This is a genomic window from Streptomyces sp. NBC_00209, from assembly GCF_045206345.1.
In the GTDB taxonomy this organism is placed as follows: domain Bacteria; phylum Actinomycetota; class Actinomycetes; order Streptomycetales; family Streptomycetaceae; genus Streptomyces.
Genome location: NZ_CP108122.1, coordinates 55,954 through 75,989, shown reverse-complemented (window position 1 = coordinate 75,989; position 20,036 = coordinate 55,954). Strand labels below are relative to the sequence as shown.

The 20,036-nt window shown below is 71.4% G+C and carries 19 protein-coding genes; 15 read left to right on the top strand and 4 right to left on the bottom strand.

Annotated features, from left to right (window positions below; genetic code table 11):
- Window positions 1–10: 10 nt before the first annotated feature.
- From OG867_RS32075 to OG867_RS32040, 8 genes are all read left to right on the top strand, one after another.
- The gene (locus tag OG867_RS32075; protein WP_406281325.1) at window positions 11–1,564 is read left to right on the top strand and encodes an MFS transporter; all 1,554 of its coding nucleotides are present in this window, start codon (window positions 11–13) and stop codon (window positions 1,562–1,564) included.
- An 11-nt stretch (window positions 1,565–1,575) separates the two neighbouring features.
- Window positions 1,576–2,913: a nucleotide disphospho-sugar-binding domain-containing protein gene (locus tag OG867_RS32070; RefSeq protein WP_331720350.1), complete on the top strand. Its 1,338-nt coding sequence runs from the start codon at window positions 1,576–1,578 to the stop codon at window positions 2,911–2,913.
- Between the two features lie 46 nt (window positions 2,914–2,959).
- Window positions 2,960–4,342, top strand: coding sequence for a condensation domain-containing protein (locus tag OG867_RS32065; RefSeq protein ID WP_331720349.1), 1,383 nt, complete (start codon window positions 2,960–2,962; stop codon window positions 4,340–4,342).
- A complete protein-coding gene (locus OG867_RS32060; RefSeq protein WP_328904621.1) occupies window positions 4,339–5,232 on the top strand; it encodes a formylglycine-generating enzyme family protein in 894 nt (297 codons plus the stop codon). The genes OG867_RS32065 and OG867_RS32060 overlap by 4 nt, the downstream gene beginning before the upstream one ends.
- A gap of 16 nt (window positions 5,233–5,248) precedes the next feature.
- Window positions 5,249–5,515: a MoaD/ThiS family protein gene (locus tag OG867_RS32055; protein WP_328904620.1), complete on the top strand. Its 267-nt coding sequence runs from the start codon at window positions 5,249–5,251 to the stop codon at window positions 5,513–5,515.
- A 103-nt stretch (window positions 5,516–5,618) separates the two neighbouring features.
- Entirely contained in the window at window positions 5,619–6,962 is a 1,344-nt protein-coding gene (locus tag OG867_RS32050; protein ID WP_331720455.1) for an FAD-binding monooxygenase, read from the top strand.
- A 31-nt stretch (window positions 6,963–6,993) separates the two neighbouring features.
- Window positions 6,994–8,151, top strand: coding sequence for an epoxide hydrolase family protein (locus tag OG867_RS32045; protein WP_331720348.1), 1,158 nt, complete (start codon window positions 6,994–6,996; stop codon window positions 8,149–8,151).
- 127 nt (window positions 8,152–8,278) lie between these two features.
- Complete coding sequence (locus OG867_RS32040) at window positions 8,279–8,665, top strand: YciI family protein (RefSeq protein WP_328904618.1); 387 nt, start codon at window positions 8,279–8,281, stop codon at window positions 8,663–8,665.
- On the opposite strand, the gene OG867_RS32035 is transcribed toward OG867_RS32040, so the two are convergent.
- Both OG867_RS32035 and OG867_RS32030 read right to left on the bottom strand, forming a co-directional pair.
- The gene (locus OG867_RS32035) at window positions 8,662–10,017 is read right to left on the bottom strand and encodes a hypothetical protein (protein ID WP_331720347.1); all 1,356 of its coding nucleotides are present in this window, start codon (window positions 10,015–10,017) and stop codon (window positions 8,662–8,664) included. The genes OG867_RS32040 and OG867_RS32035 overlap by 4 nt on opposite strands.
- A 109-nt stretch (window positions 10,018–10,126) precedes the next feature.
- Window positions 10,127–11,137, bottom strand: coding sequence for a ScbA/BarX family gamma-butyrolactone biosynthesis protein (locus OG867_RS32030; RefSeq protein WP_328904616.1), 1,011 nt, complete (start codon window positions 11,135–11,137; stop codon window positions 10,127–10,129).
- 98 nt (window positions 11,138–11,235) lie between these two features.
- On the opposite strand from OG867_RS32030, the gene OG867_RS32025 reads away from it, so the two are divergent.
- Together OG867_RS32025 and OG867_RS32020 are read left to right on the top strand one after the other, a co-directional pair.
- Complete coding sequence (locus tag OG867_RS32025) at window positions 11,236–11,871, top strand: ScbR family autoregulator-binding transcription factor (RefSeq protein WP_328904615.1); 636 nt, start codon at window positions 11,236–11,238, stop codon at window positions 11,869–11,871.
- Window positions 11,868–12,821, top strand: coding sequence for an NAD-dependent epimerase/dehydratase family protein (locus tag OG867_RS32020; RefSeq protein ID WP_331720346.1), 954 nt, complete (start codon window positions 11,868–11,870; stop codon window positions 12,819–12,821). Before OG867_RS32025 ends, OG867_RS32020 begins: the two co-directional genes overlap by 4 nt.
- 23 nt (window positions 12,822–12,844) lie before the next feature.
- Here OG867_RS32020 and OG867_RS32015 read toward each other — a convergent pair whose 3' ends face one another.
- Entirely contained in the window at window positions 12,845–13,432 is a 588-nt protein-coding gene (locus OG867_RS32015) for a helix-turn-helix domain-containing protein (protein ID WP_331720345.1), read from the bottom strand.
- Between the two features lie 228 nt (window positions 13,433–13,660).
- On the opposite strand from OG867_RS32015, the gene OG867_RS32010 reads away from it, so the two are divergent.
- Complete coding sequence (locus OG867_RS32010; RefSeq protein ID WP_328904612.1) at window positions 13,661–14,836, top strand: transposase; 1,176 nt, start codon at window positions 13,661–13,663, stop codon at window positions 14,834–14,836.
- On the opposite strand, the gene OG867_RS32005 is transcribed toward OG867_RS32010, so the two are convergent.
- Window positions 14,782–15,372 (bottom strand): TetR family transcriptional regulator, encoded by a 591-nt coding sequence (locus OG867_RS32005; RefSeq protein WP_406281314.1) that lies wholly within the window; start codon window positions 15,370–15,372, stop codon window positions 14,782–14,784. The genes OG867_RS32010 and OG867_RS32005 overlap by 55 nt on opposite strands.
- Window positions 15,373–15,461: 89 nt before the next feature.
- Here OG867_RS32005 and OG867_RS32000 point away from each other — a divergent pair, with 89 nt between their 5' ends.
- From OG867_RS32000 to OG867_RS31985, 4 genes are all read left to right on the top strand, one after another.
- Window positions 15,462–15,905: a helix-turn-helix domain-containing protein gene (locus OG867_RS32000; protein WP_328904610.1), complete on the top strand. Its 444-nt coding sequence runs from the start codon at window positions 15,462–15,464 to the stop codon at window positions 15,903–15,905.
- A gap of 112 nt (window positions 15,906–16,017) precedes the next feature.
- Window positions 16,018–17,010 carry a DUF1702 family protein gene (locus tag OG867_RS31995; protein WP_328904756.1) on the top strand — a complete coding sequence of 331 codons (993 nt, stop codon included), beginning with the start codon at window positions 16,018–16,020 and terminating at the stop codon, window positions 17,008–17,010.
- A gap of 80 nt (window positions 17,011–17,090) precedes the next feature.
- Window positions 17,091–18,113 (top strand): DUF1702 family protein, encoded by a 1,023-nt coding sequence (locus OG867_RS31990; RefSeq protein WP_328904609.1) that lies wholly within the window; start codon window positions 17,091–17,093, stop codon window positions 18,111–18,113.
- Window positions 18,110–20,035 (top strand): VCBS repeat-containing protein, encoded by a 1,926-nt coding sequence (locus OG867_RS31985; protein WP_328904608.1) that lies wholly within the window; start codon window positions 18,110–18,112, stop codon window positions 20,033–20,035. Before OG867_RS31990 ends, OG867_RS31985 begins: the two co-directional genes overlap by 4 nt.
- The last annotated feature ends 1 nt before the right edge of the window (window position 20,036 follow it).

Sequence of the window (20,036 nt, the reverse complement as noted above, 5' to 3'; positions counted from 1 at the left end):
GAGCACTTCCGTGAGTCAGAAACCCGCGAGGGAGGAGACCGGGCCGTCCGGAAGGAAGGCGTGGCTCGGTCTCGTCGTACTCCTGCTGCCGATGATGCTGGTGATGCTGGACCTCGGCGTCATCTTCCTGGCGATCCCCTACATGGTCAGCGACCTGTCCCTCAGCAACCTCGAAGCGCTGTGGATCATCGACATCTACGGCTTCTTCGTCGTCGGATTCATGGTCACCATCGGACGCCTGGGCGACCGGATCGGCCGCCGGAAGCTCCTGCTGATCGGTGCCGCCGCGTTCGCCGTCCTGTCGGTGCTCGCGGCGCTCTCGCACAGTCCGGCGGTCCTCATCGTGGTGCGTGCCCTGCTGGGCATCGCCGGGGCGACCATCGGGCCGGCCGTCATGGCCCTGATCAAGGAGATGTTCCCCGACCCCAAGAAGATGGCCACCGCCTTCTCGATGATGGCGACCGCGGCGATGCTCGGCGTGCTGCTCGGCCCCACCGTCGGCGGCTTCCTGCTGGGCGTCTTCTGGTGGGGGTCCACGTTCCTCATCGCCGTGCCGGTGATGGTCCTGCTGCTCGTGGTGGGGCCGTTCGTCCTGCCCGAGTCCCGGGACGACTCGGCGCAGCCGCTCGACCTCGTCAGCGTGGGCCTGTCGCTGGCGACGATGCTCCCCGCCATCTGGGGCCTGACCGCGCTGGCCCGCAGCCTGTCCGTGCTCCCGCTGGTGGCCATCGCGGTCGGGCTGGCGTTCGGCGTCGCCTTCGCGCGCCGCCAGCGCCGGCTGGCCGACCCGCTGGTCGACATGGGGTTCTTCCGGGTCCGCACGGTCGGCGCGACGCTGCTGGTGTTCCTGCTCGTCGGGATCGTGCAGAGCGGAAACGGCCTGGTGCTCAACCAGCACCTCCAACTGGTCGACGGCTACTCGGCGTTCCAGACGGCCCTGTGGATGGTGCTGCCGGTCTCGATGGCGATCCTCGGGGTGCATCTGTCCACGATGCTCGCGAAGCGCTTCCCGCCCGGCAGGGTACTCACCGGCGGCCTGCTGCTCGCCGCCACCGGCGAGGCCGTGCTGACGCGGATGACCGCGGAGAGCGGGGTGGCCACGCTGATCGGCGGGCTGTGCGTCGTGATGCTGGGGACCAGCCCCGTCGGCGTGCTGAGCGGCCAGCTGGTCATGCAGGCGGTGCCGCAGGAGCGGGCGGGTTCGGCCGGTTCCCTGAGCGGGATCAGCGGCGAATTCGGCTCCGCGCTCGGCGTCGCCGTGTTCGGCAGCCTCATGACGGCCTTCTACGCCGGACACGTGAACATCCCCGCATCCGTCACCGGAAAGACCGCCTCCGCGATCAACGAGACCCTTCCCCACGCGATCGACGCCGCCGGCCGGCTCCCGGCCCGGGCCGGGAGCCAGGTCCTGGCGGCCGCGCGGGACACCTTCAACACCGGAGCCACCTCCGTCGCGCTGCTGGCCATGCTGCTCTTCCTCGGGCTCGCGTTCGTCGCCCACAAGACCCTGCGCGGCGTCCGGCCGATCGGCTCCTCGCCCGAACCGTCCGAAGAAAACGAGTAAGGAGCCCTCCCATGCGTGTCGCCTTCGCGGTCTGGCCCGCGGCCGCCCACCTCTACCCCTTCGTCCCCCTGGCCTGGGCGCTGCGCGCCGCAGGACATGACGTCGTCGTCGTCTCCCACCCCACGCTCGGCCCCACGGTCACGGCGTCCGGCCTCACCTTCAAGGAGATGTGCGGCGCGGACGAGATGCCCGAACCCACCGGACCGACCGGGGCGTGGCCGCAGGCCCGTAAGGAAGTCACCCGCATCACCGAGGCACTGCGCGTCCCGGAGGAGAACGAAATGGAGTGGGGCACCATCTGCCACGGCTTCCTGCCGGCGATGTGGGACTTCACCCCCTTCCAGGGCTCGCCCGACGAACCCCTGCCCGCCATGGACGGGATGGTGGGCTTCTTCCGCAGCTGGCAGCCCGACCTGGTCATCTGGGACCCCTGCATGCCCGGCGCGGCCGTCGCCGCGCGCGCGGTCGGCGCCCGGCACGCCCGGCAGTCCGGGACGGACTACAACGGCTGGTTCCTCGACCTGTACGAGAAGCTGACCGAGGGCCCGGACGCCCCCGACGAGCCCAACCCCATGGTCGAGACGATCCGGGCGATGGCCGAGCGGTACGACGTCCCGATCGACCACGACACCCTCTACGGGCAGTGGACGATCGACGTCGTCCCCAGCGGCATGAACTTCGACGTGGACACCCGGCGGCTCCCGATGCGGTGGATACCGCACACCGCCCAGACAGCCATGCCCGACTGGCTGTACCCCGTGCCGGACCGGCCCCGGGTCGCGCTCTCGCTCGGGCTCTCGGTACGCAAGTACGTGCCGGCCACCGACTGGGCGTACGTCCGGACGCTGCTGGACGCGCTGGGCGGTCTGGACATCGAGGTCGTCGCGACGCTGGACGCCAGCCAGCTCGCGGACGCCGGCGAACTCCCCGCGAACATCCGGGTGGTCGACTACCTGCCGCTCGACAACCTGATGCAGACCTGCCAACTCCTCATCCACCACGGCGGGATCGGCACCATGGCCGCCGCCGGTTGCGTGGGCGTCCCGCAGATCGTCGTGGACTTCCCGGAGACCGACGAGAAGAAGGAGGACGAGCCGCCGTCCGAGCGGATCGCCTACCCCCGGTACAAGCTCGCGCCGGTGACCGGCGCCTACATCACCGGATTCGGCGCGGGCGAGGTGATGGACCTCGGCAGCCCGTCCGTGGAGGCCATACGCGAACAGGTCACCCGGCTCCTGACCGACCCGGCGTTCCGCGACGGCGCCGGGCGGCTGCGGATGGACCTGATGGCGTCGCCGAGCCCCAGCGACATCGTCCCGACCCTCGAAAAGCTCGCCCTCGCCCGCTGAGCACGCACCTCCGGCCCGCACGTCACAGGAGTAGGAGTACGCAGGCATGACCGCATCCAGCACGGCGGACGGGACGACCCGGCTGCCGCTGTCGTTCAACCAGGAGTTCCTCCGCATGTTCGACTCGGGCGACGAGTCGGGCCCGTTCGGACCCCGGTTCCACATGGTCGGCGTCTGGCGGCTGACCGGTCCGGTCGACCCGGACCACCTGCGCGGGGCCCTGGCCGACGTGGTGGACCGGCACGAACCGCTGCGCAGCCAGATCGTCCGCGAGGCGGGCGCCGGCCACCAGCGGGTCTTCCCCGCCACCCCGCCCCGCCTCGACGTCCGGGAGTGCCCCGGTGTCCCGGTCGCGGAGCGGGCGCGGCGGGCGCAGGAACTGCGCCGCGAGATCGAGGCCGGGACGCTCGACATCAACGAGCTGCCCCACCTGCGGGCCGTGCTCCTCCGCTTCGACGCCCGCGACGCGGTCCTGCTGCTCCAGACCCACCACACCGCGACCGACGGCATGTCGATGCGCCTGCTCGCGCGGGACCTCGCCGCGTACTACACCGCCCGCAAGGACGGCACCGACGCCGGGCTGCCGCCCGTACGGCCGTACCACGAGTTCGTCGCCTGGGAGCGGGAGCAGGCGGCGAGCGCGGCGACGGCCAGATCGCTGGACCACTGGCGGCGGAAGCTGCGCGACGCCCGGCTGACCGCCCTCAGGACCGACCACCTCAAGTCCGCCGGGCTGCCGTCCGTCACCGCCGCCTACCGGTTCACGGTCGGCGCGGACCTCGTCTCCGGCGCGACCGCGCTGGCCAAGGACGCCTGCTGCTCACCGTTCATGGTGCTGCTCGCCGCGTACTACCGGCTCGTCCACCGGATCACCGGTGCCACGGACGTCGTGGTCTCGACGCACACCCCCGGGCGCGCCAACGGGAAGTTCAACGACACCGTGGGCTCGTTCTTCAACTTCCTGCCGCTCCGGGTCGACCTCGCCGGGTGCGCGGACGTCGGGGAGCTGCTGCGCCGCACCCGCGCCACCTGCCTGGACGCCTACGCGCACGACATCCCCGCGATCCAGCTCTTCGAGGCGCTGCCCGACCTGATGTCCCTCGCGATGCGGGACGACCACGCGCCGGTCACCTTCCAGGTGTTCCCGCGCGCCCGCGCCCTGGAGGAGGACGAGGGCGACCCGGACGCCGGCACACCGGCGTTCTCCGAGATCCCCTGGCAGCCGCAGTCGGCGCCGGTGGTCTCCGAGCTCCCGGACGGCGCCCTGTGGACCCTCAGCTTCGAGCCCTCCGGCGAGGCCATGGGCAACCTGATGTACCGCACCGACCGCTTCGACGAGGCGACGGTGGTGAGGATGGCCGACGAGTACCGGGAGGTCCTGCGGGAGCTGCTGGCGGAGGCCGCCGCCCCCGTGGCGCGTGCGGCATGACCGCGACGGGGAGCACGATCGCGACGGGCCGGATGGTCCGGGTCCCGGGCGGTGAGTTCCTCCAGGGCTCGCCGCAGCGGATGCTCGACCTCCTGGACGAGGCGGACCAGCCGTTCCCGCGCCAGTGGTTCGCCGACGAGACCCCGGTCGTCGCGCGGACCGTCGCCCCCTACCGGATCGACCAGTACCCGGTGACGGTCGGCGAGTTCGGCAGGTTCGTCGCGGAGACCGGCTACCGGACCGACGCGGAGGAGCGCGGCTTCAGCCTCGTCTACGGGGCGGGCGGCTGGGTGGAACAGCCCGGCGCCCGCTGGGACGCGCCCGGCGGCCCGGGCCTCACGGTGAGCGGATACGAGGACCACCCGGTCGTCCACGTCTCGTGGGGCGACGCGAGCGCGTACGCCCGGTGGGCCGGCAAGCGGCTGCCGACCGAGGCGGAGTGGGAGTTCGCGGCGCGCGGGACCGGGTTCAGGATCTGGCCGTGGGGCGACAGCTGGGACGCGGGGAACGCCAACACCACGGAGTTCCACGCGCGTTCGTTCACCTCGTACGCGGCATGGCAGGAGTGGTGGGCCGCGGAGTGCGCCCGTGAGGGGGCGCTGCCGCGCACGACGCCGGTGGGCGCCTTCTCGGACCGGGGCGACAGCCCGTTCGGCTGCGCCGACATGGCCGGCAACGTCTACGAGTGGACGTCGACGCTCTCGCACCTCTACGACGACGCGGTGGACTGCGACCCGACCGTGCGCATGGCCCTGGGCCGGTACCGCGTCATCCGCGGCGGCTCCTGGATGAATCTCCGGTACCAGGTGCGCTGCGCCGAAAGAATGCACGGCGATCCCAGCGGATGGGCCAGTTTCGCGCACGGATTCCGGTGCGCGAAAGACGATTGAAATAAAGGAGGATTCCATGGTGAAGGTCGTTCTTCCCTCGGTGTGGGCTGCCGACGGCCAGACGGAGTTCGAGGTACCCGCCGGGCTGCTGCACGAGGTCATCAAGCGATTCGTCGCCGACCACCCGTCCTACGCCCGCCGGCTGCTCGGTACCGACCGCGAACCCGCCGGCTACATCAATATGTGCGTGGGTGACACGCTCATTCCCCGTAAATCCCGGGCCACCACCGAGGTGCCCGAGGGAAGCACCGTCGTCCTGATCCCTCCGATGGCCGGCGGCTGAACCGTAGAGGCAAGGGAGCGCACACGGGAAGATGCCGCACGAACGGCTGAGGACGACCATTCGAACATCGCGGTGACACCTATGAATTGAGGAGGCGCTGGTGGTGACCAGCCTCGTCGGAGATCGCGTGGTCGTCCTGGGCGGGAGTATGGCGGGAATGCTCGCCGCCCGGGTCCTCGCGGAATTCTTCACAGACGTGACGATCGTGGAACGCGACGAACTCCCGAACACCGTGGAGTACCGCCGCGGGGTTCCGCACGCCCGCCACGCCCACGGCCTGGTGGCCAGGGGCCAGCAGATCCTGGAATCGCACTTCCCCGGTCTCACGGCCGAGCTCACGGCCGCCGGCATCACCTCCGGCGACTTCAACGGCGACAACCGGTGGTGCTTCAACGGCCGCCGGATGCGCCCCGGGCACTCGGGACTCCTCTGCGTCCCGGCCACCAGACCGGTGCTCGAATACCACGTGCGCGAGCGGGTCCGGAAGATCCACAACATCACCTTCCTGGACGGCCACGACATCACCGGCCTGGAGACCACCCCCGACCGCGCCCGCGTCACCGGCGCCCGCGTCCAGCCCCGGACCCCGGGCGGCGCCGAGCGGACGCTCCACGCCGACCTGGTCGTCGACACCACCGGGCGTGGCTCGCGCACCCCGGCATGGCTGCGCGAGCTGGGGTACGCGGCCCCCCGCGAGGAGCACGTCAAGGTCGACCTGGCCTACACCACGCGCCACTACCAGCTGGCCGAGGACCCCCTGGGCACCGACCTGGCGATCATCCCCGCGCCCACCCCGGCGTACCCGCGCGGCGCGTTCTTCTACCGGCTGCCCGGCGACGGAAACCGCTTCGAACTCTCCCTGACCGGAATGCTGGGGGACCATCCGCCGACCGATCCGGAGGGCTTCCTCGCCTTCGCGAAATCCCTTCCGGTCCCGGAGATCTACGAGGCCATTCGTACGGCGGAACCCCTGGACGATCCGGTGACCTTCCGATTCCCGGCCAGTGTGCGCCGCCATTACGAAGGACTCGCCGCATTCCCCGAGCGGCTGCTCGTCATGGGCGACGCCTTCTGCAGTTTCAACCCGATCTACGCGCAGGGCATGACCGTGTCCGCCCTGGAATCACTGACCCTGCTCCGGCATCTGCGCAACGGCGCGCTCCCGCAGCCGCTCTCCTTCTTCCGCGACATCTCCCAGGACGTCGACGCGCCCTGGGACCTGTCGGCCGGATCCGATCTCGGATTTCCCGGCGTCGGGGGAAAGCGCACGGTGAAGACCCGCCTGGTGAACGCCTATGTGGCGCGGCTCCAGAAAGCGGCGGAGCACGATGCGGAGATATCCAACGCCTTCATCCGGGCGGCGGGCCTCATCGATCCACCCCAGGCGCTGATGCGCCCCCGCGTTCTTCTCCGGGTGCTCCGGCGCTCCCTGAGACCGGCCTCGTGATCTCGGCCCCGGGCCGATGAAAGGTGACACCATGCGCCCGTTCCGCATAGACATCCCCCAGGCCGCCCTGGACGACCTGGACCGCCGGATCGCCGACGCGCGGTGGCCGGCCGAACTGCCCGGCGTCCAGTGGGACCGCGGCGTCCCCCTGGAATACCTGAAGGACCTGGCGGACCACTGGCGCACGAAGTTCGACTGGCGCGCCGTCGAGGACCGGCTGAACCAGGTGCCCCAGTACGTCACCGGGATCGACGGCGTCGACGTGCACTTCCTCCACGTGCGCTCGCCCGAACCGACGGCGACGCCCCTGATCCTCACCCACGGCTGGCCCGGTTCGGTGACCGAGTTCCTCGACGTCATCGGGCCGCTGACCGACCCGGCCGCCCACGGCGGGGACCCGGGCGACGCTTTCCACGTGGTCATCCCGTCCCTGCCCGGGTACGGATTCTCCGGCGCGCCCGCCGAAGCCGGCTGGGGGGTGAAGCGGGTCGCGCGGGCGTGGGCGCAGCTCATGGCGTCCCTGGGCTACGACCGGTACATCGCCCAGGGCGGGGACTGGGGCTCCTCCATCTCCCTCCACCTCGGCCTCGCCGACCCGGAGCACGTCGCCGGGGTGCACGTGAACATGCTGGTGACGATCCCGCCGGAGGACCCCGCCGCGATGGCCGGCCTCGGCGAGACCGACGCGGCACGGCTCGCGCACGCGGTCGCCTTCGAGGAGGACGGCACGGGGTGGCGGAAGATCCAGTCCACCCGCCCGCAGACCCTCGCGTACGCGCTCACCGACTCACCGGTCGGCCAGCTGGCCTGGATCGCGGAGAAGTACAAGGAGTGGACGTCCTCGAAGGACGCCCCCGAGGAGGCGGTGGAGCGCGACCAGCTGCTGGCCGTGGCCTCGGTGTACTGGCTGACCGCGTCCGCCGGGACCAGCGCCCAGCTGTACTACGAGTCCAACCGCACCGTCGAGGACTTCCTGGAGACCTGGGCCGGTCCGTGGCCGCTCACCATGCCGGTCGGCGTGGCGTACTTCGCCGGGGACATCGTCCGGCCGGTCCGCGGCTTCGCCGAGCGCATCCTGCCGTCCCTCGCGCACTGGACGGAGCACGACCGGGGCGGGCACTTCGCCGCCCTGGAGCAGCCCGGACTGTTCGTTGACGACGTACGCGAGTTCGCCCGGAAGCTGCGCTGACCCGGGGCCGGGGCCCCGCCGGAAAACTTCTCAACTTTCTTCCCGGGGGATGTCGAGAACGGCCCGCCCGCTCCGACCCAGGGGTGAGAAAGCGCACCGGCGCACCACCACGACACAAGGAGTTCCCATGCCGAAGTTCATGCTGATGGTCAACCACGACGGCGGCGTCTTCGAGCAGCCCATGGACGAGTGGGACCCCAGCGACATCGCCGCGCACTTCCAGTACTACGAGGTCCTGACCAAGGAACTCACCGAGAGCGGCGAGATGATCCAGTTCACCGCGCTCGCCGACCCCCAGCTCACCAAGATCGTGCGCGCGGACGGGGCGGCGGCACCGAAGGTGGCCGACAGCCCCGACCCCAAGGCCAAGGAGCACCTGGCCGGCTTCAACATCTTCGACGTCGCCTCCGAGGCCCGCGCCCTGGAGATCGCCGCCCGCATCTCCGCCGTCCCCGGCCCCGGCGGCGTCCCCACGCAGCAGCCGGTCGAGGTGCGCCGGGTGATGAACGACTAGTTCCCCCCGTACTCCGCCGCGCAGGACGGGCACAGCTGGTCGGACGGGCGCGGGCCCTTGACCGGGGTCCGGCAGTCCGGCCGCCGGCACTCCCACATCGGGCCCGGCCGCGACGGCGTGGCCGGGGGCTCCGGCGGGGCCTCCACGGGGCGGGCCGACGAGCGGGAGCGGCGGGCGGCGCGTTCCGCGCACCGGGGGCACACGCTGCCCGTGTCGATGTCCACCCCGTCCTCGCAGCGCGGCGCCCCGCAGTCCCCGTCGCCGACGAGGCGGACCGCGATGCCCACGGGCCGCTCCAGCCGGCCGTGCGCCGCGTCGTCGCAGAAGCCCCAGGTGTACCAGCGGCGGCCCACCCGCTCGGCGACCTCCTCGGCCGACCGCCACTCCAGCGCGGCGAGGACCGCGTCGCGCAGCACCTTCGGGCGGTACCCGGGCAGCCCCTCCCTGAGCTCGGACGGGAAGGCCGCCTCCACCGTGCGTACCGCGCGGCTCTGCTCCGCGCTCATCCGGAACGACCGTTCCCGGGTGAGCGCCGGGCGCGGATCCGCGGCCTTACTACGGTGAGTTGGCCTACGGCCGTCACCGGCGCTGCGCGCCGCAGGCGCATCGCGGTCTCGTTGATGTTGGTCTGCTTCACCTTCGTCTTCTTCCACCCCTCCCGGAGGGGGTACCGAACCCCTTCGCGCAGGGGGCCGTACCCCCTCGGAGAGGGGTACGTCTTCGAGGGCGGACGTCTGCGCCGACGGCTCCGTACCTCCTCCCAGGGGGGTACGGAAATCCTCGATGGCCGGAGCGCGGAACGCGGTCAGCGGTGGAGGCCGTTCCTTGTCCCGGCGGGCCCGGGTGCGCTCGGCGGCGACCCGCGCGCAGTGCTCCTTGAGCCCCTTGCGGACGGCCTCCAGCCAGAGGTCGAACTCCGACTCGCGCTGCCGCCGCTGCTCGTCCGTCTCGGACCTGGGCCCCCGGTTGAGGGCGTACCACTCGCCCATCGAGCGGGGGCCCGCGTATCCGGCGGACGGGGTCTGGTGGATGACGTAACGGTGCCGGCGCTTGAGGCCCGCCTCCACCCGCTTCACGGTCACCGCCTCGATGACCTCCAGTTCGAGGAGGTAACGGGCCACGTGCTCGGGCTTCTTGAGGTGGAGCAGCCGGGCCAGGGTCGCCAGCCCCGGCCACACCTCGGCGTCGTTGCGCTTCACGTTCAGGTGCGACGACAGCGCCCACCACAGCGCGCGCGCCTCCGACGAGGCCCCCGAGAGGAGCACCCAGTCCCCGAGCATGGTGAACGGTGCACGCCGTCCCAGTTCGAGCTCGAAGGCGACGTTCAGCTCGGCCGGGTCGGAAAGGCTCACCGCGCCGCCTCGAACGGGCTGCCGTGCACGTGCATCAGGTCTCCTGGGGTCCGTCCTGGCCGCCGGCGGACCGGCGGCCAGTGGCGGGGGGTGCGTCGTACGGGGTGGATCAGGCCGTGCCGGCGGCGACCGCCCCGGACCGGAGACCGGGTGCGGGGAGCGGGCGGACCGTGTCGGCCTCGACGGTCGCCTCGAAGGCGCAGGCCCCGTTCTGGAGACCGCTGACCCGGAGGGCGCGGCGCGTCCCGGCCGCCGGAGACGCGGCCGGTTCGGCGGTGATGGTGCAGGGGCTGTCGAACTCGACGTAGCGGTGGAAGGCCATGTCCATCGAAATTGGCATGCTCATGTCAGGTTGATCACCGAGCGCGAGGACCGCCTGCTGCACCGCCTCGAAGAGGACCATGCCGGGTGCGTGGTCGACCGGGTGGTCGAAGAGGACGGGGTGGGTCGGGTCGAGGAGGAGCTGCCACTCCACGGAGCCGGGCGGACCACCGGCCGCCGGCCGGGCCGGCTCGGCGAGGACGACGTCGGCGGCGAAGCGGCGGTCCACGGTGTGGGGGGCCAGGGGCCTGCGCCGCTCGGCGGCGACCGGCTCCGGTACGACACCGCCCCGGCCGGCGCGGACCTTCCGGTAGACGGCGGGGGAACTGCATCCGATGCGGGTGCTCGCCACCGCCAGGAGGGCGTCGCCGCGGCTGATCTCGAACCGCATCGCCAGGGCCGAGGGCAGTCCGCGGACGCGTCTGATCTCGTGGCACCACACCCGCAGGACGATCTCCGCCGGGGTGCCGGTGACCCGCATGGCCTCGGGATCGGCCGTGTACCGGAAGTCCTTCCAGCTGAGCTGGTAGCCGAACGGGACCTCGTACGCCGCGTGCATCAGGAGCGGGAACGTCTGGCGGATGGTCTCGCACAACAGCATCGGGTCGTACACCGCCTGGCTGACGGAGTAGAAGCTGTGGCTGCGGGGCCACTGCGCGGTGAGGGTGAAGGCGTCCGGCCCGGTGCGCCGCCATCCGGTCAGGAAGACCTCGGCGAGAGCCGCTCGATGCACATACTCTTTGGCCACAGTCGTGGTCAGGTCATGTCGAGCGGTCGTGTCCACGTGCTCAGTCAGCATGGTGACTCCTAGCGGGGTGGGCTGGATGCAACCTTCTAGGGATGTGGAGCAGGCTGATAAAATAACGGTTGCTCGGTATTTTTCCAAGAGGGGCGCGTGTGGTGGCGACAAGGGATCCGAAACAGGAACGAGCAATCAGGACAAGGGACTTGATTGTTCGTGCGGCGGCCGAGGTGTTCGAGGAGAGCGGTTACCACGCCGCGAGCGTCGCCAGGATCAGCGCCAAGGCCGGCGTCACTCAGGGCGCTCTCTATTTCCACTTCAAGACGAAGCAGGCCATCGCGCAGGAGGTCATGCACGCGCAGGGCACCTTCGTGCAGATACCCGACGGGGGCAGGGGCCTGCAACGGCTCCTGGACGTCAACTTCTACCTGGCCAGGGAGCTCCAGCGGAACGTTCTCTTCCGTGCGGGCGTCCGGCTCGCCGTGGAACAGGGCGAGATCGGGATCCAGGACGCCAGCGCCTACCAGGGCTGGGCCGACCAGTTCTACGCGATCCTCGTCGAGGCGCGCGAGGACGACGAACTCCTCCCCGAGGTGGACGAGCGCGAGTTCGCCCAGGTCCTGGTGGGCGCGTACAGCGGCACCCAGCTCTACTCGAAGGTCGCCACCGGGTCCGTCGACCTCATCGAGCGCATCGCCTCGCTCTGGCGGTACCTCCTCCCCGGGATCGCCGCCCCCGAGGCCCGTGCCCGGCTCACCGTGCGGCCGGACTGGGCGGAGCCGCGGGGGTGAGCCCCGTACGGGTCGTGCTCACCGGGGCCACCGGCTTCATCGGCGGCGCGGTCCTGCGCGAACTCGGCCGGCACCGCGCCGCGTCCGGGACCGTGCTCCGCGCGGTCGGGCGCGGCCCGCGTCCGGAGGGGCCGGCCTCCGCGGCCGACGAGTGGGTGTCCGCCGAGCTCACCGACCCGGATTCGCTCAGGGGTGCCTGCGAGGGCGCCGACGTGCTCCTGCACCTGGCCTCCACGCTGGGCCCGGACGCGGCCCGCTGCGAGGCGGTCAACGCCGGCGGAACGGCGGCCGTGATGGCCGACGCCGTCCGGGCCGGGGTCCGGCGCATCGTGCATCTGTCGACCGCCGCGGTCTACGGCCGGGGTCCGCACCGGGGCATCGGCGTGGACGAGATCGTGCCCGCACCGGTCTCCGCCGCCAGCCGCAGCCGGCTGCTCGCCGAGCGCCCCGCCCGCGAGGCCGGCGCGTTCGTGCTCCGGCCGGGCCTCGTGCTGGGGAGCGGCGACCGCTGGGTCGTTCCGGCCCTGGCGGAGCTCGTACGGAGGGTGCCGTCGCGGTGGGACGGCGGCCGGGGGCTGCTGTCCGCGGTGGCCGTGGACGACCTCGCCCGGCTGATCGCCGCACTCGCCCTGTCGCCGGGGTCCGGTCCGGCCGCCGGGGGCGTCTTCCACGCCTCGCACCCGCGGCCCGTGCGCAACCGGGACCTGATGGACACCCTCGCGGCGCACGCCGTACTGCCCGCCCAGCGCGGCGAACTCGACTGGCCCGGCTGCCTGGAGCGGCTGCGCGCGGTCCCGGGGCCCGTCAGCGAGCGGCAGTTCGAGCTGCTGGCGCGCGACCACTGGTACCGGAGCGAGGAGATCTGGGACGTGGCGCAGTGCGATCCCGGGCCCGGGCCGCTGGCGGCTCTCGCGGACGCGGCGGACTGGTACCGGAAGCAGCCCGCCTGACGCGGGGGCCGGTGCCCGGGGTCTCAGGCCGGTACCGCCGGCTCGGGTTCGGCGGTGATGCCGCCCAGCGCCACCTGCCAGGCCCCCCGCAGCCTCGCCAGCGCGTCCTTGCGCTGCGTGTCCGGGCCGAGCGCCGTGCCGTGCAGCAGCAGCCTGATCAGTTCGGTGACGTCGTCGGGCCGTGCCGCCGCCCGTACCTGGCCCTGCTTGCAGGCGTCGTCCACCAGCGCCGTCACCAGGGGCAGCCACAGCCGGGACCAGGGGGCGGTCGACCGCTCCCGTGACAGCCGGACCGCGCACTGCACGAGGGGGTCCTCCTCCAGGAGCCGGGCCAGCCCCAGCAACAGGTCGGCCAGCCGGGTGAGCGGCGGCGACGCCTGTGCCGCGAAGGTGCGCACCATCGAGCGCGTCACCTCCGTGCCCTCCTCCTCGACGGCGTCGGCCAGATCGTCCTTGCTGGCGAAGTGGTAGGTCAGCGCCCCCATCGTCATGCCCGACTTCTCCACCACCTGCGCCAGCGACGTGCCGTGGAAGCCGTTCCCGCTGAACGCCGAAGCCGCCGCCTCCAGGAGGAGAGCACGTGTGCGCAGGGCCTTGACCCGCTTAGCCATAGTCACTCCGGATCTGTCCTGCCGTATCCAATACGCGGTCACGATCACGGGGCAACGGAGGGTTGACAAGGGGGAGTTGGCAAAGTGCGACAGTTCGGGCGCCGTATCACACCGGACCCGGTTCCGACGTGGCGAAGTGGAACCGAGGCCGTACCGGCGGGAGGAAAAAAAGAGGACGTCCGCTATTCTTTTGCGAGTCCAGTCACCCTGCCGACAGGGAGTCGCACTGTGCTCACGTCCCTCCCGCCGCGCCCCGGACCGGTCTCGGCCTTCGACTTCACCGAGGTCGTCTTCGGCCACCTCCCCCGGGTGGACCAGCGCCGTTGGGCCCACGCCTACCTCGGCGCCCTCCTGGCCACGCCCGGCAAGAAGTCGGTCCGCCGGCTCGCCGAGTCGCTGGCCGGATCGACGTCCACCGCGCAGTCGCTGCACCAGTTCGTCAACGCCAGCCCCTGGCCGTGGGAACCGGCGTACGGGGAACTGCTGCGGTGGGCGGAGGAGCACACGGTGCCGCGCGCCTGGACCATCGACGTCTCCGTGGTCCGCAAGCGCGGGGAGCACTCCTGCGGGGTCCACCGCCGCTTCGTGCCGAGCACCGGGCGGTCCGTCAACTGCCAGGTGGGCATCGGCGCCTTCCTGGTCACCGACGACGACGCGCTGCCGGTCGGCTGGCGGCTGCTGCTGCCCCGCCTCTGGACCGAGGACCCGGCGCGCCGGAGCCGCACCCGCATCCCCCAGGACGTCGACGCGCGGGGCCTGGAGACGTGTGCGCTCGAACTCGTCCGGGCCATGGGGGAGAGGTCCCGGCTCGGCGAGGTGCCCTTCGTGGCCGACCTCAGCAGCCACTGCCCCGGTACGTCGCTGATCCGCGGACTGGGCAGAAGCCACCGGGACTTCCTCGTCGGCGTGCCGGCCCGCTTCCCGGTCGTCCCCGACCGCCACCTGCGCGTGCGGCCCTGCGACAGCGCCGCGCCCCTCGTGACACCGGCCGCCGACCTCTTCGAGGCCGCGCGCGACCAGCACCTGGTGGGCTCGCACACGATCCGGGACGGCATCGGCCGCCCGCTGACCTTCCGTACCGCGCTCGTACGGCTCCCGGGACCCGTCGCGGACCCGGCGGCCGCCCGCGCGTACCGGCTCATCGCCGGCCCCGCGCGGGGGACGGGCCCGCAGACCCTGTGGCTCACCAACATGGTCAGCCGGCGGCTGGACGACGTACTGCGGCTCACCCGGCTGCGGACCCGTTCCACGCAGACGCTGGAACGGCTGGAGCAGGACTACGGGATGGCCGACTTCGAGGGCCGCTCGTATCCGGGCTGGCACCACCACATGGCGCTGATGTCCGCCGCCTACATGCACGCCCGGCTGGGCACGGACGCCCCGGCGCTGGCGCGGGCCTCGTAGGGGGAGTCCAGGGCGAGCAGCGCGCCGAGCAGCGGCGGCCAGTCACCCGGCACTCCGGGGCCGGCGGCTCCCTCGCCCATGTGGTGCAGCCCCACCAGCGCGGAGACGACGAGTCCCGCCACGGCCGCGCTGTGCGTACCGGCCGGGACCGCGCCCTGGTGCTCCGCCTCCCGCAGGACGTCCTCCACGGCCGCCGACCAGGCGGCGAACGGATCGTCCACCGAGGCGTCGATGAGCCCTCGTTCGGCCAGCAGCCGGAAGCTCCCGCGTACCTCCGGGTCGTCCGCCAGCAGTCGCGCGACCTCCTGGGCGAGCGCGGTCAGCAGGCCGGCGGCCCGGGGGAAGCGCGGGCGCAGCCGGCCGATCAGCCGCGGCACCAGGTCGTACTGCCGTGCGATGACGGCCTTCGCGAGGTCGGTCTTCGACGCGAAGTGGAAGTACACGGCGCCCTTGCTCAGTTGCCGCCGCGTCGCGACGTCCTCCAGTCGTGTGCCCAGATACCCCTTTTCTCCGAATACCTCGGCGGCTCCGCTCAAAATGGCTTCCCGGGTCCGGACGGATCGCTCGTGCACACTTCACCACCTTGGTGTTTTCAAGAGACTCACTCGGTCCCTACGGTGGATGGATGTTGAAGAACACCTATGAAGGACAGGATTGCAACGTCGCCCGCTCGCTGGAAGTGATAGGCGAACGGTGGACCCTCCTCATCGCTCGTTCGGCGTTCCTCGGTATCAAACGGTTCGACGGATTCCTGAGCAACCTCGGAATTGCTCGGAACGTGCTGGCCAACCGCCTGGGGAGGCTTGTCGAGCACGGTCTGATGGAGAAGGTGCTCTATCAGGAGAAGCCCGTCCGGTACGAATACGTACTCACCCCGAAAGGCCGCGACCTCGCCAAGCCCGTCATCGCGCTGATGCAGTGGGGCGACCGCAACCTCCACCTCGCCGACGGGCCCCCGCGTACCGCCGAACACCTCGGCTGCGACGGATCGGTGCATGCCCAGCTGCGGTGCACGGACTGCGACCGCGAGGTGCACACGGACGAGGTGGCGGTCCGCCGGACCCGCTGAGCGCGGACATTCCGGCTGCCCGGTCAACAGCGCACAGCGGAAGATGCCCGCCCCCGGCGCCCCGCCCACCATGAAGCCTCCACCGCCTCCCGTGGCGGTCCGAAGGAGGCAGATCGTGACGGCTGTGGGAGCACTGCGCCGGATTCTCATGGCGCCGTCCCTGGACGAAGTGACCTTCGCCCGACGAGGTTTTCCCGTCGAGGAGACGGCGCACACCCGCGCGCTGGAGACCATTCCGCAGGCGGTCGTCTGCGGGTTCGAGTGGGCCATCGAGGCCGGCGACCCGAAGGAGACCGAGCGCCATCTCGCCCTGGTCGACCCGGAGCTCCAGGGCTTCGCCTACGAGGGCGCGACCATGGCCTGCGTCGTGCGCGACGCGATGGGCCCCGGGAAGGGCCACCGGACCCTCGACCTGCTGCGCGGCCCCGGCGCCCCGCACATCTTCCTGAACTACATCGGCATCGGGTTCGCCATGGCCCGGCTGCCGCGGCCGCTGTGGAAGAAGGTCCTCCCCGACCTCACGGACAGCGCGGACGGCCCCCCGCTCTACCCGCAGATGAGCTGGCTCGCCGTGGACGGCTACGGCTTCGACAAGGCGTACTTCGACACCGCCCGGCACGTCGACGCGCAGCACACCCCCGCCGCCTACCCCTGGCAGGGCGACGCCGCCTACTTCTCGCGCGCGGTGGACCAGGGCATCGGCCGCGCGCTGTGGTTCATCCACGGCGCGCACACCGCCCACGTGGACGCCGCCGTCCGCCGCTTCGCCTCCGCGCGCCACGCCGACCTGTGGAGCGGGGTCGGACTCGCGGCCACCTTCGCCGGCTCGTCCCACGCCGAGGACCTGGCCGCCCTGCGCCGGCTGGCCGGGGAGCACGCGCCGCAGGTGGCGCAGGGCTCGGTCTTCGCCGGCAAGGCCCGGCACCACTCCCGCGTGGTCCCCGAGCACACCCGTATCGCCGTACGCGAACTCGCGGGCCTGTCCGTGGAGGACGCCGCCGCACTCGCCGACGACTGCGCGGTGGAATCCGGCGACGGCGCGCTGCCCGCCTATGAGCTGTGGCGGGAATCGGTGCGCGGAAAACTCCCCGTGAACGCCGGCTGAGCATTCCCGGAGTAGACACCGATCGGCTGCGGAAGGCACTTTTTTCCGGAAAGCCGAAGGCATCGGATGCGATCGCAGAAATGACGACGAGGGACGGTCTTCACGTGTCAAAACTTCTTCGCGCGGCGAGGCGCAGGATTCTCACGCCGAATGTGTCGGCGACCAGAATGGACGTTCGCGGATTCCACGTGAAGGATGCGGCGTCGAAGAACCAGCTGGAAATGATCGGCAAAACGTTCCTCGACGGGTATGCGTACGTGGTCGAGGCACGGTCGTCCGCCGAGGCCGAGGAACGCCTCGAAACCATCGACGAGCGGTACCGCGGATTCGCGTACGAGGGCGCCGGCATGGGCGCCGTCATGCTCGACTCGCTCGCCGGCAGCACCAAGCGGCTCGACGGCCTCCTGGCCGGGCAGGGACAGCACCACATCTACATGGTGTACGTCGGCATCGGCTGGGCGATGGCCCGGCTCCCGCGCTTCCTGTGGCCGGACGTGACCCGCACCGACCCGCTGCTGCGCTGGCTGATCCTGGACGGCTACGGCTTCCACCAGGCGTACTTCCGCACCGACGCCTATGTGCGCGACCCGGACCGCGTCCACCCCTTCACCTGGGCGGGCGGCCCCGCGGACTACAGCCTGCGCGCGGTCGACCAGGGCATCGGACGGGCCCTGTGGTTCGTCGGCGGGACCGACCCCGACGTCGTCACCGGACTCATCCGCTCCTACGCCGAGCACCGGCACGCGGACATGTACGCCGGGGCCGGCCTCGCGGCCACCTACGCGGGCAGCGTCGGCGAGGACGAACTCCGGCGCTTCGCCGAGCAGTCCGGCCCGCACCGCGACCAGCTCGCCCAGGGCGCCGCCTTCGCCGCCGAGGCCCGGGAGAAGGCCGGTCTGACCATCGACCACACCCACCTCGCCGCACGCGTGCTCTGCGGCCGGACCCCCGCCGAGGCGGCCCGGATCTGCACCGACCTCATGCCCGGCCCGGACGCCCGCGCCACCGGGCCGTCCGGCGAACCCGCATACGAGACCTGGCGGCAGCAGATCGCCGGCCGGCTCACCGCCCTTCCCCTCGCGCAGAAAGATGCCCTCTCATGACCCACCCACGGATCTGGTTGCGGAAGCAGGCGCCGGGTGTTCTCGCCCTCGCCCTGATGGTGGGCACCTTCTACGCGGTGCGCCTGCCCGTCTCCAGCGCGGCCGACAAGAGCGCCATGGCCTCGCACTTCACCTTCAAGGCCGAGTCGATCGCGATGCCCGCCGGCTACAAGCAGCAGACCATCCGCAAGGTCAACAAGGCGTACGAGCACATCGACGCCTGGATCTCCTCCGTCGGCGCCGGCATCGCCATGAACGACATCGACGGCGACTCCCTGCCCAACGACCTGTGCGTCACCGACCCGCGCATCGACCAGGTCGTGGTGACACCGGCCCCCTCCCCGAACCGCACCAGCCCCGCCTACGAGCCGTTCGTGCTGGCCCCGGCCCCGCTGCCGACCAGCACGACCATGGCCCCCATGGGCTGCACCCCCGGTGACTTCAACGAGGACGGCGTCACCGACCTCCTGGTCACCTACTGGGGCCGTACGCCGGTGATCTTCCAGGGCACGCGGGGCGCCGGCCAGGACCTCACGAAGATGAGCCCCGACGGCTTCACCCCCGTCGAACTCGTCCCCGGCGCCGGCGGCACGACGTACAACGGCCCGCTGTGGAACTCCAACACCGCCGCCGTCGCGGACTTCGACGGTGACGGCCACAACGACATCCTCATCGGGAACTACTTCCCCGACAGCCCCGTCCTCGACCCGTCCAAGGACGGCGGGGTCACCATGAACGACTCGCTGTCGCACGCCCAGAACGGCGGCGGCTCCCACATCTTCCGCTGGACCGAGAACGGCTACAGCGAGGTCAAGGGCGCCGTCCCCGCCGGCATCAGCCACGGCTGGACCCTGGCCGCCTCCGCCAACGACCTCGACGGCGACCAGCTCCCCGAGCTGTACCTCGGCCACGACTTCGGCACCTCCGCCCTGCTCCACAACGTCTCCCGCCCCGGAAAGATCCGGTTCGCCGAGGTGAAGTCCGCGTACAGCTCGACCATCCCGAAGTCCAAGCAGATGGGCCGCAGCTCCTTCAAGGGCATGGGCGTCGACTTCGGCGACCTCGACAACGACGGCCTGTACGACGCGTTCGTCTCGAACATCACCACGTCGTTCGGCATCCAGGAGTCGAACTTCGCGTTCATCGACTCCGCCCGCGACAAGAAGGACGTACGCGCCAAGATGCGCGACGGCATCGCCCCCTTCACCGACCACAGCGCCCCGCTGAACCTGGCGTGGTCCGGCTGGGGCTGGGACGTCAAGACCGGCGACTTCGACAACAACGGCGACCTGGAGATCGCGCAGGCCACCGGCTTCGTCAAGGGCAAGACCAACCGCTGGCCCCAGCTCCAGGAGCTCGCCACCGCCAACGACGCCCTGGTGCGCCACCCGATGTGGTGGCCCAACCTGCGCGAGGGCGACGACCTGGCCGGCGACCAGGCGCTGCACCTGTTCTCCAAGAGCCCGGACGGCTCCTACGCCAACCTGGCCCCCGCGCTCGGCCTCGCCGTACCGGTGCCCACCCGGGGCGTCGCCACCGGTGACGTCGACGGGGACGGCCGGCTCGACATGGCCGTCGCCCGCCAGTGGGGCGAGCCCGTCTTCTACAGCAACACCAGCAAGAACCCCGGCGACTACCTCGGACTCAAGCTGGTCGACGCCGACGGCTCGCCCGTCATCGGCGCCCAGGCCACGGTGACCCGCTCCGACGGCAGCGTGCGCGTCGGCCGCGTCGACGGCGGCGGCGGGCACTCCGGACGCCGCAGCAGCGACATCCACATCGGACTCGGCGACCAGCCGGACGGACCGCTCAAGGTCAACCTCGTCTGGCGCGACCGCTCCGGCCAGGTACACCACCAGGACCTTCAGCTGAACCCCGGCTGGCACTGCCTCCAGCTCGGCGTCACGGCCAAGGAGAAGTGAC

Bases quoted from the DNA above. Each gene is read 5' to 3' on its own strand.
- OG867_RS32070 (WP_331720350.1), top strand. From the start codon at position 1,576: ATGCGTGTCGCCTTCGCGGTCTGGCCCGCGGCCGCCCACCTCTACCCC.
- OG867_RS32065 (WP_331720349.1), top strand. From the start codon at position 2,960: ATGACCGCATCCAGCACGGCGGACGGGACGACCCGGCTGCCGCTGTCG.
- OG867_RS32060 (WP_328904621.1), top strand. From the start codon at position 4,339: ATGACCGCGACGGGGAGCACGATCGCGACGGGCCGGATGGTCCGGGTC.
- OG867_RS32055 (WP_328904620.1), top strand. From the start codon at position 5,249: ATGGTGAAGGTCGTTCTTCCCTCGGTGTGGGCTGCCGACGGCCAGACG.
- OG867_RS32045 (WP_331720348.1), top strand. From the start codon at position 6,994: ATGCGCCCGTTCCGCATAGACATCCCCCAGGCCGCCCTGGACGACCTG.
- OG867_RS32040 (WP_328904618.1), top strand. From the start codon at position 8,279: ATGCCGAAGTTCATGCTGATGGTCAACCACGACGGCGGCGTCTTCGAG.
- OG867_RS32030 (WP_328904616.1), bottom strand. From the start codon at position 11,137: ATGCTGACTGAGCACGTGGACACGACCGCTCGACATGACCTGACCACG.
- OG867_RS32015 (WP_331720345.1), bottom strand. From the start codon at position 13,432: ATGGCTAAGCGGGTCAAGGCCCTGCGCACACGTGCTCTCCTCCTGGAG.
- OG867_RS32000 (WP_328904610.1), top strand. From the start codon at position 15,462: ATGTTGAAGAACACCTATGAAGGACAGGATTGCAACGTCGCCCGCTCG.
- OG867_RS31990 (WP_328904609.1), top strand. From the start codon at position 17,091: ATGACGACGAGGGACGGTCTTCACGTGTCAAAACTTCTTCGCGCGGCG.
- OG867_RS31985 (WP_328904608.1), top strand. From the start codon at position 18,110: ATGACCCACCCACGGATCTGGTTGCGGAAGCAGGCGCCGGGTGTTCTC.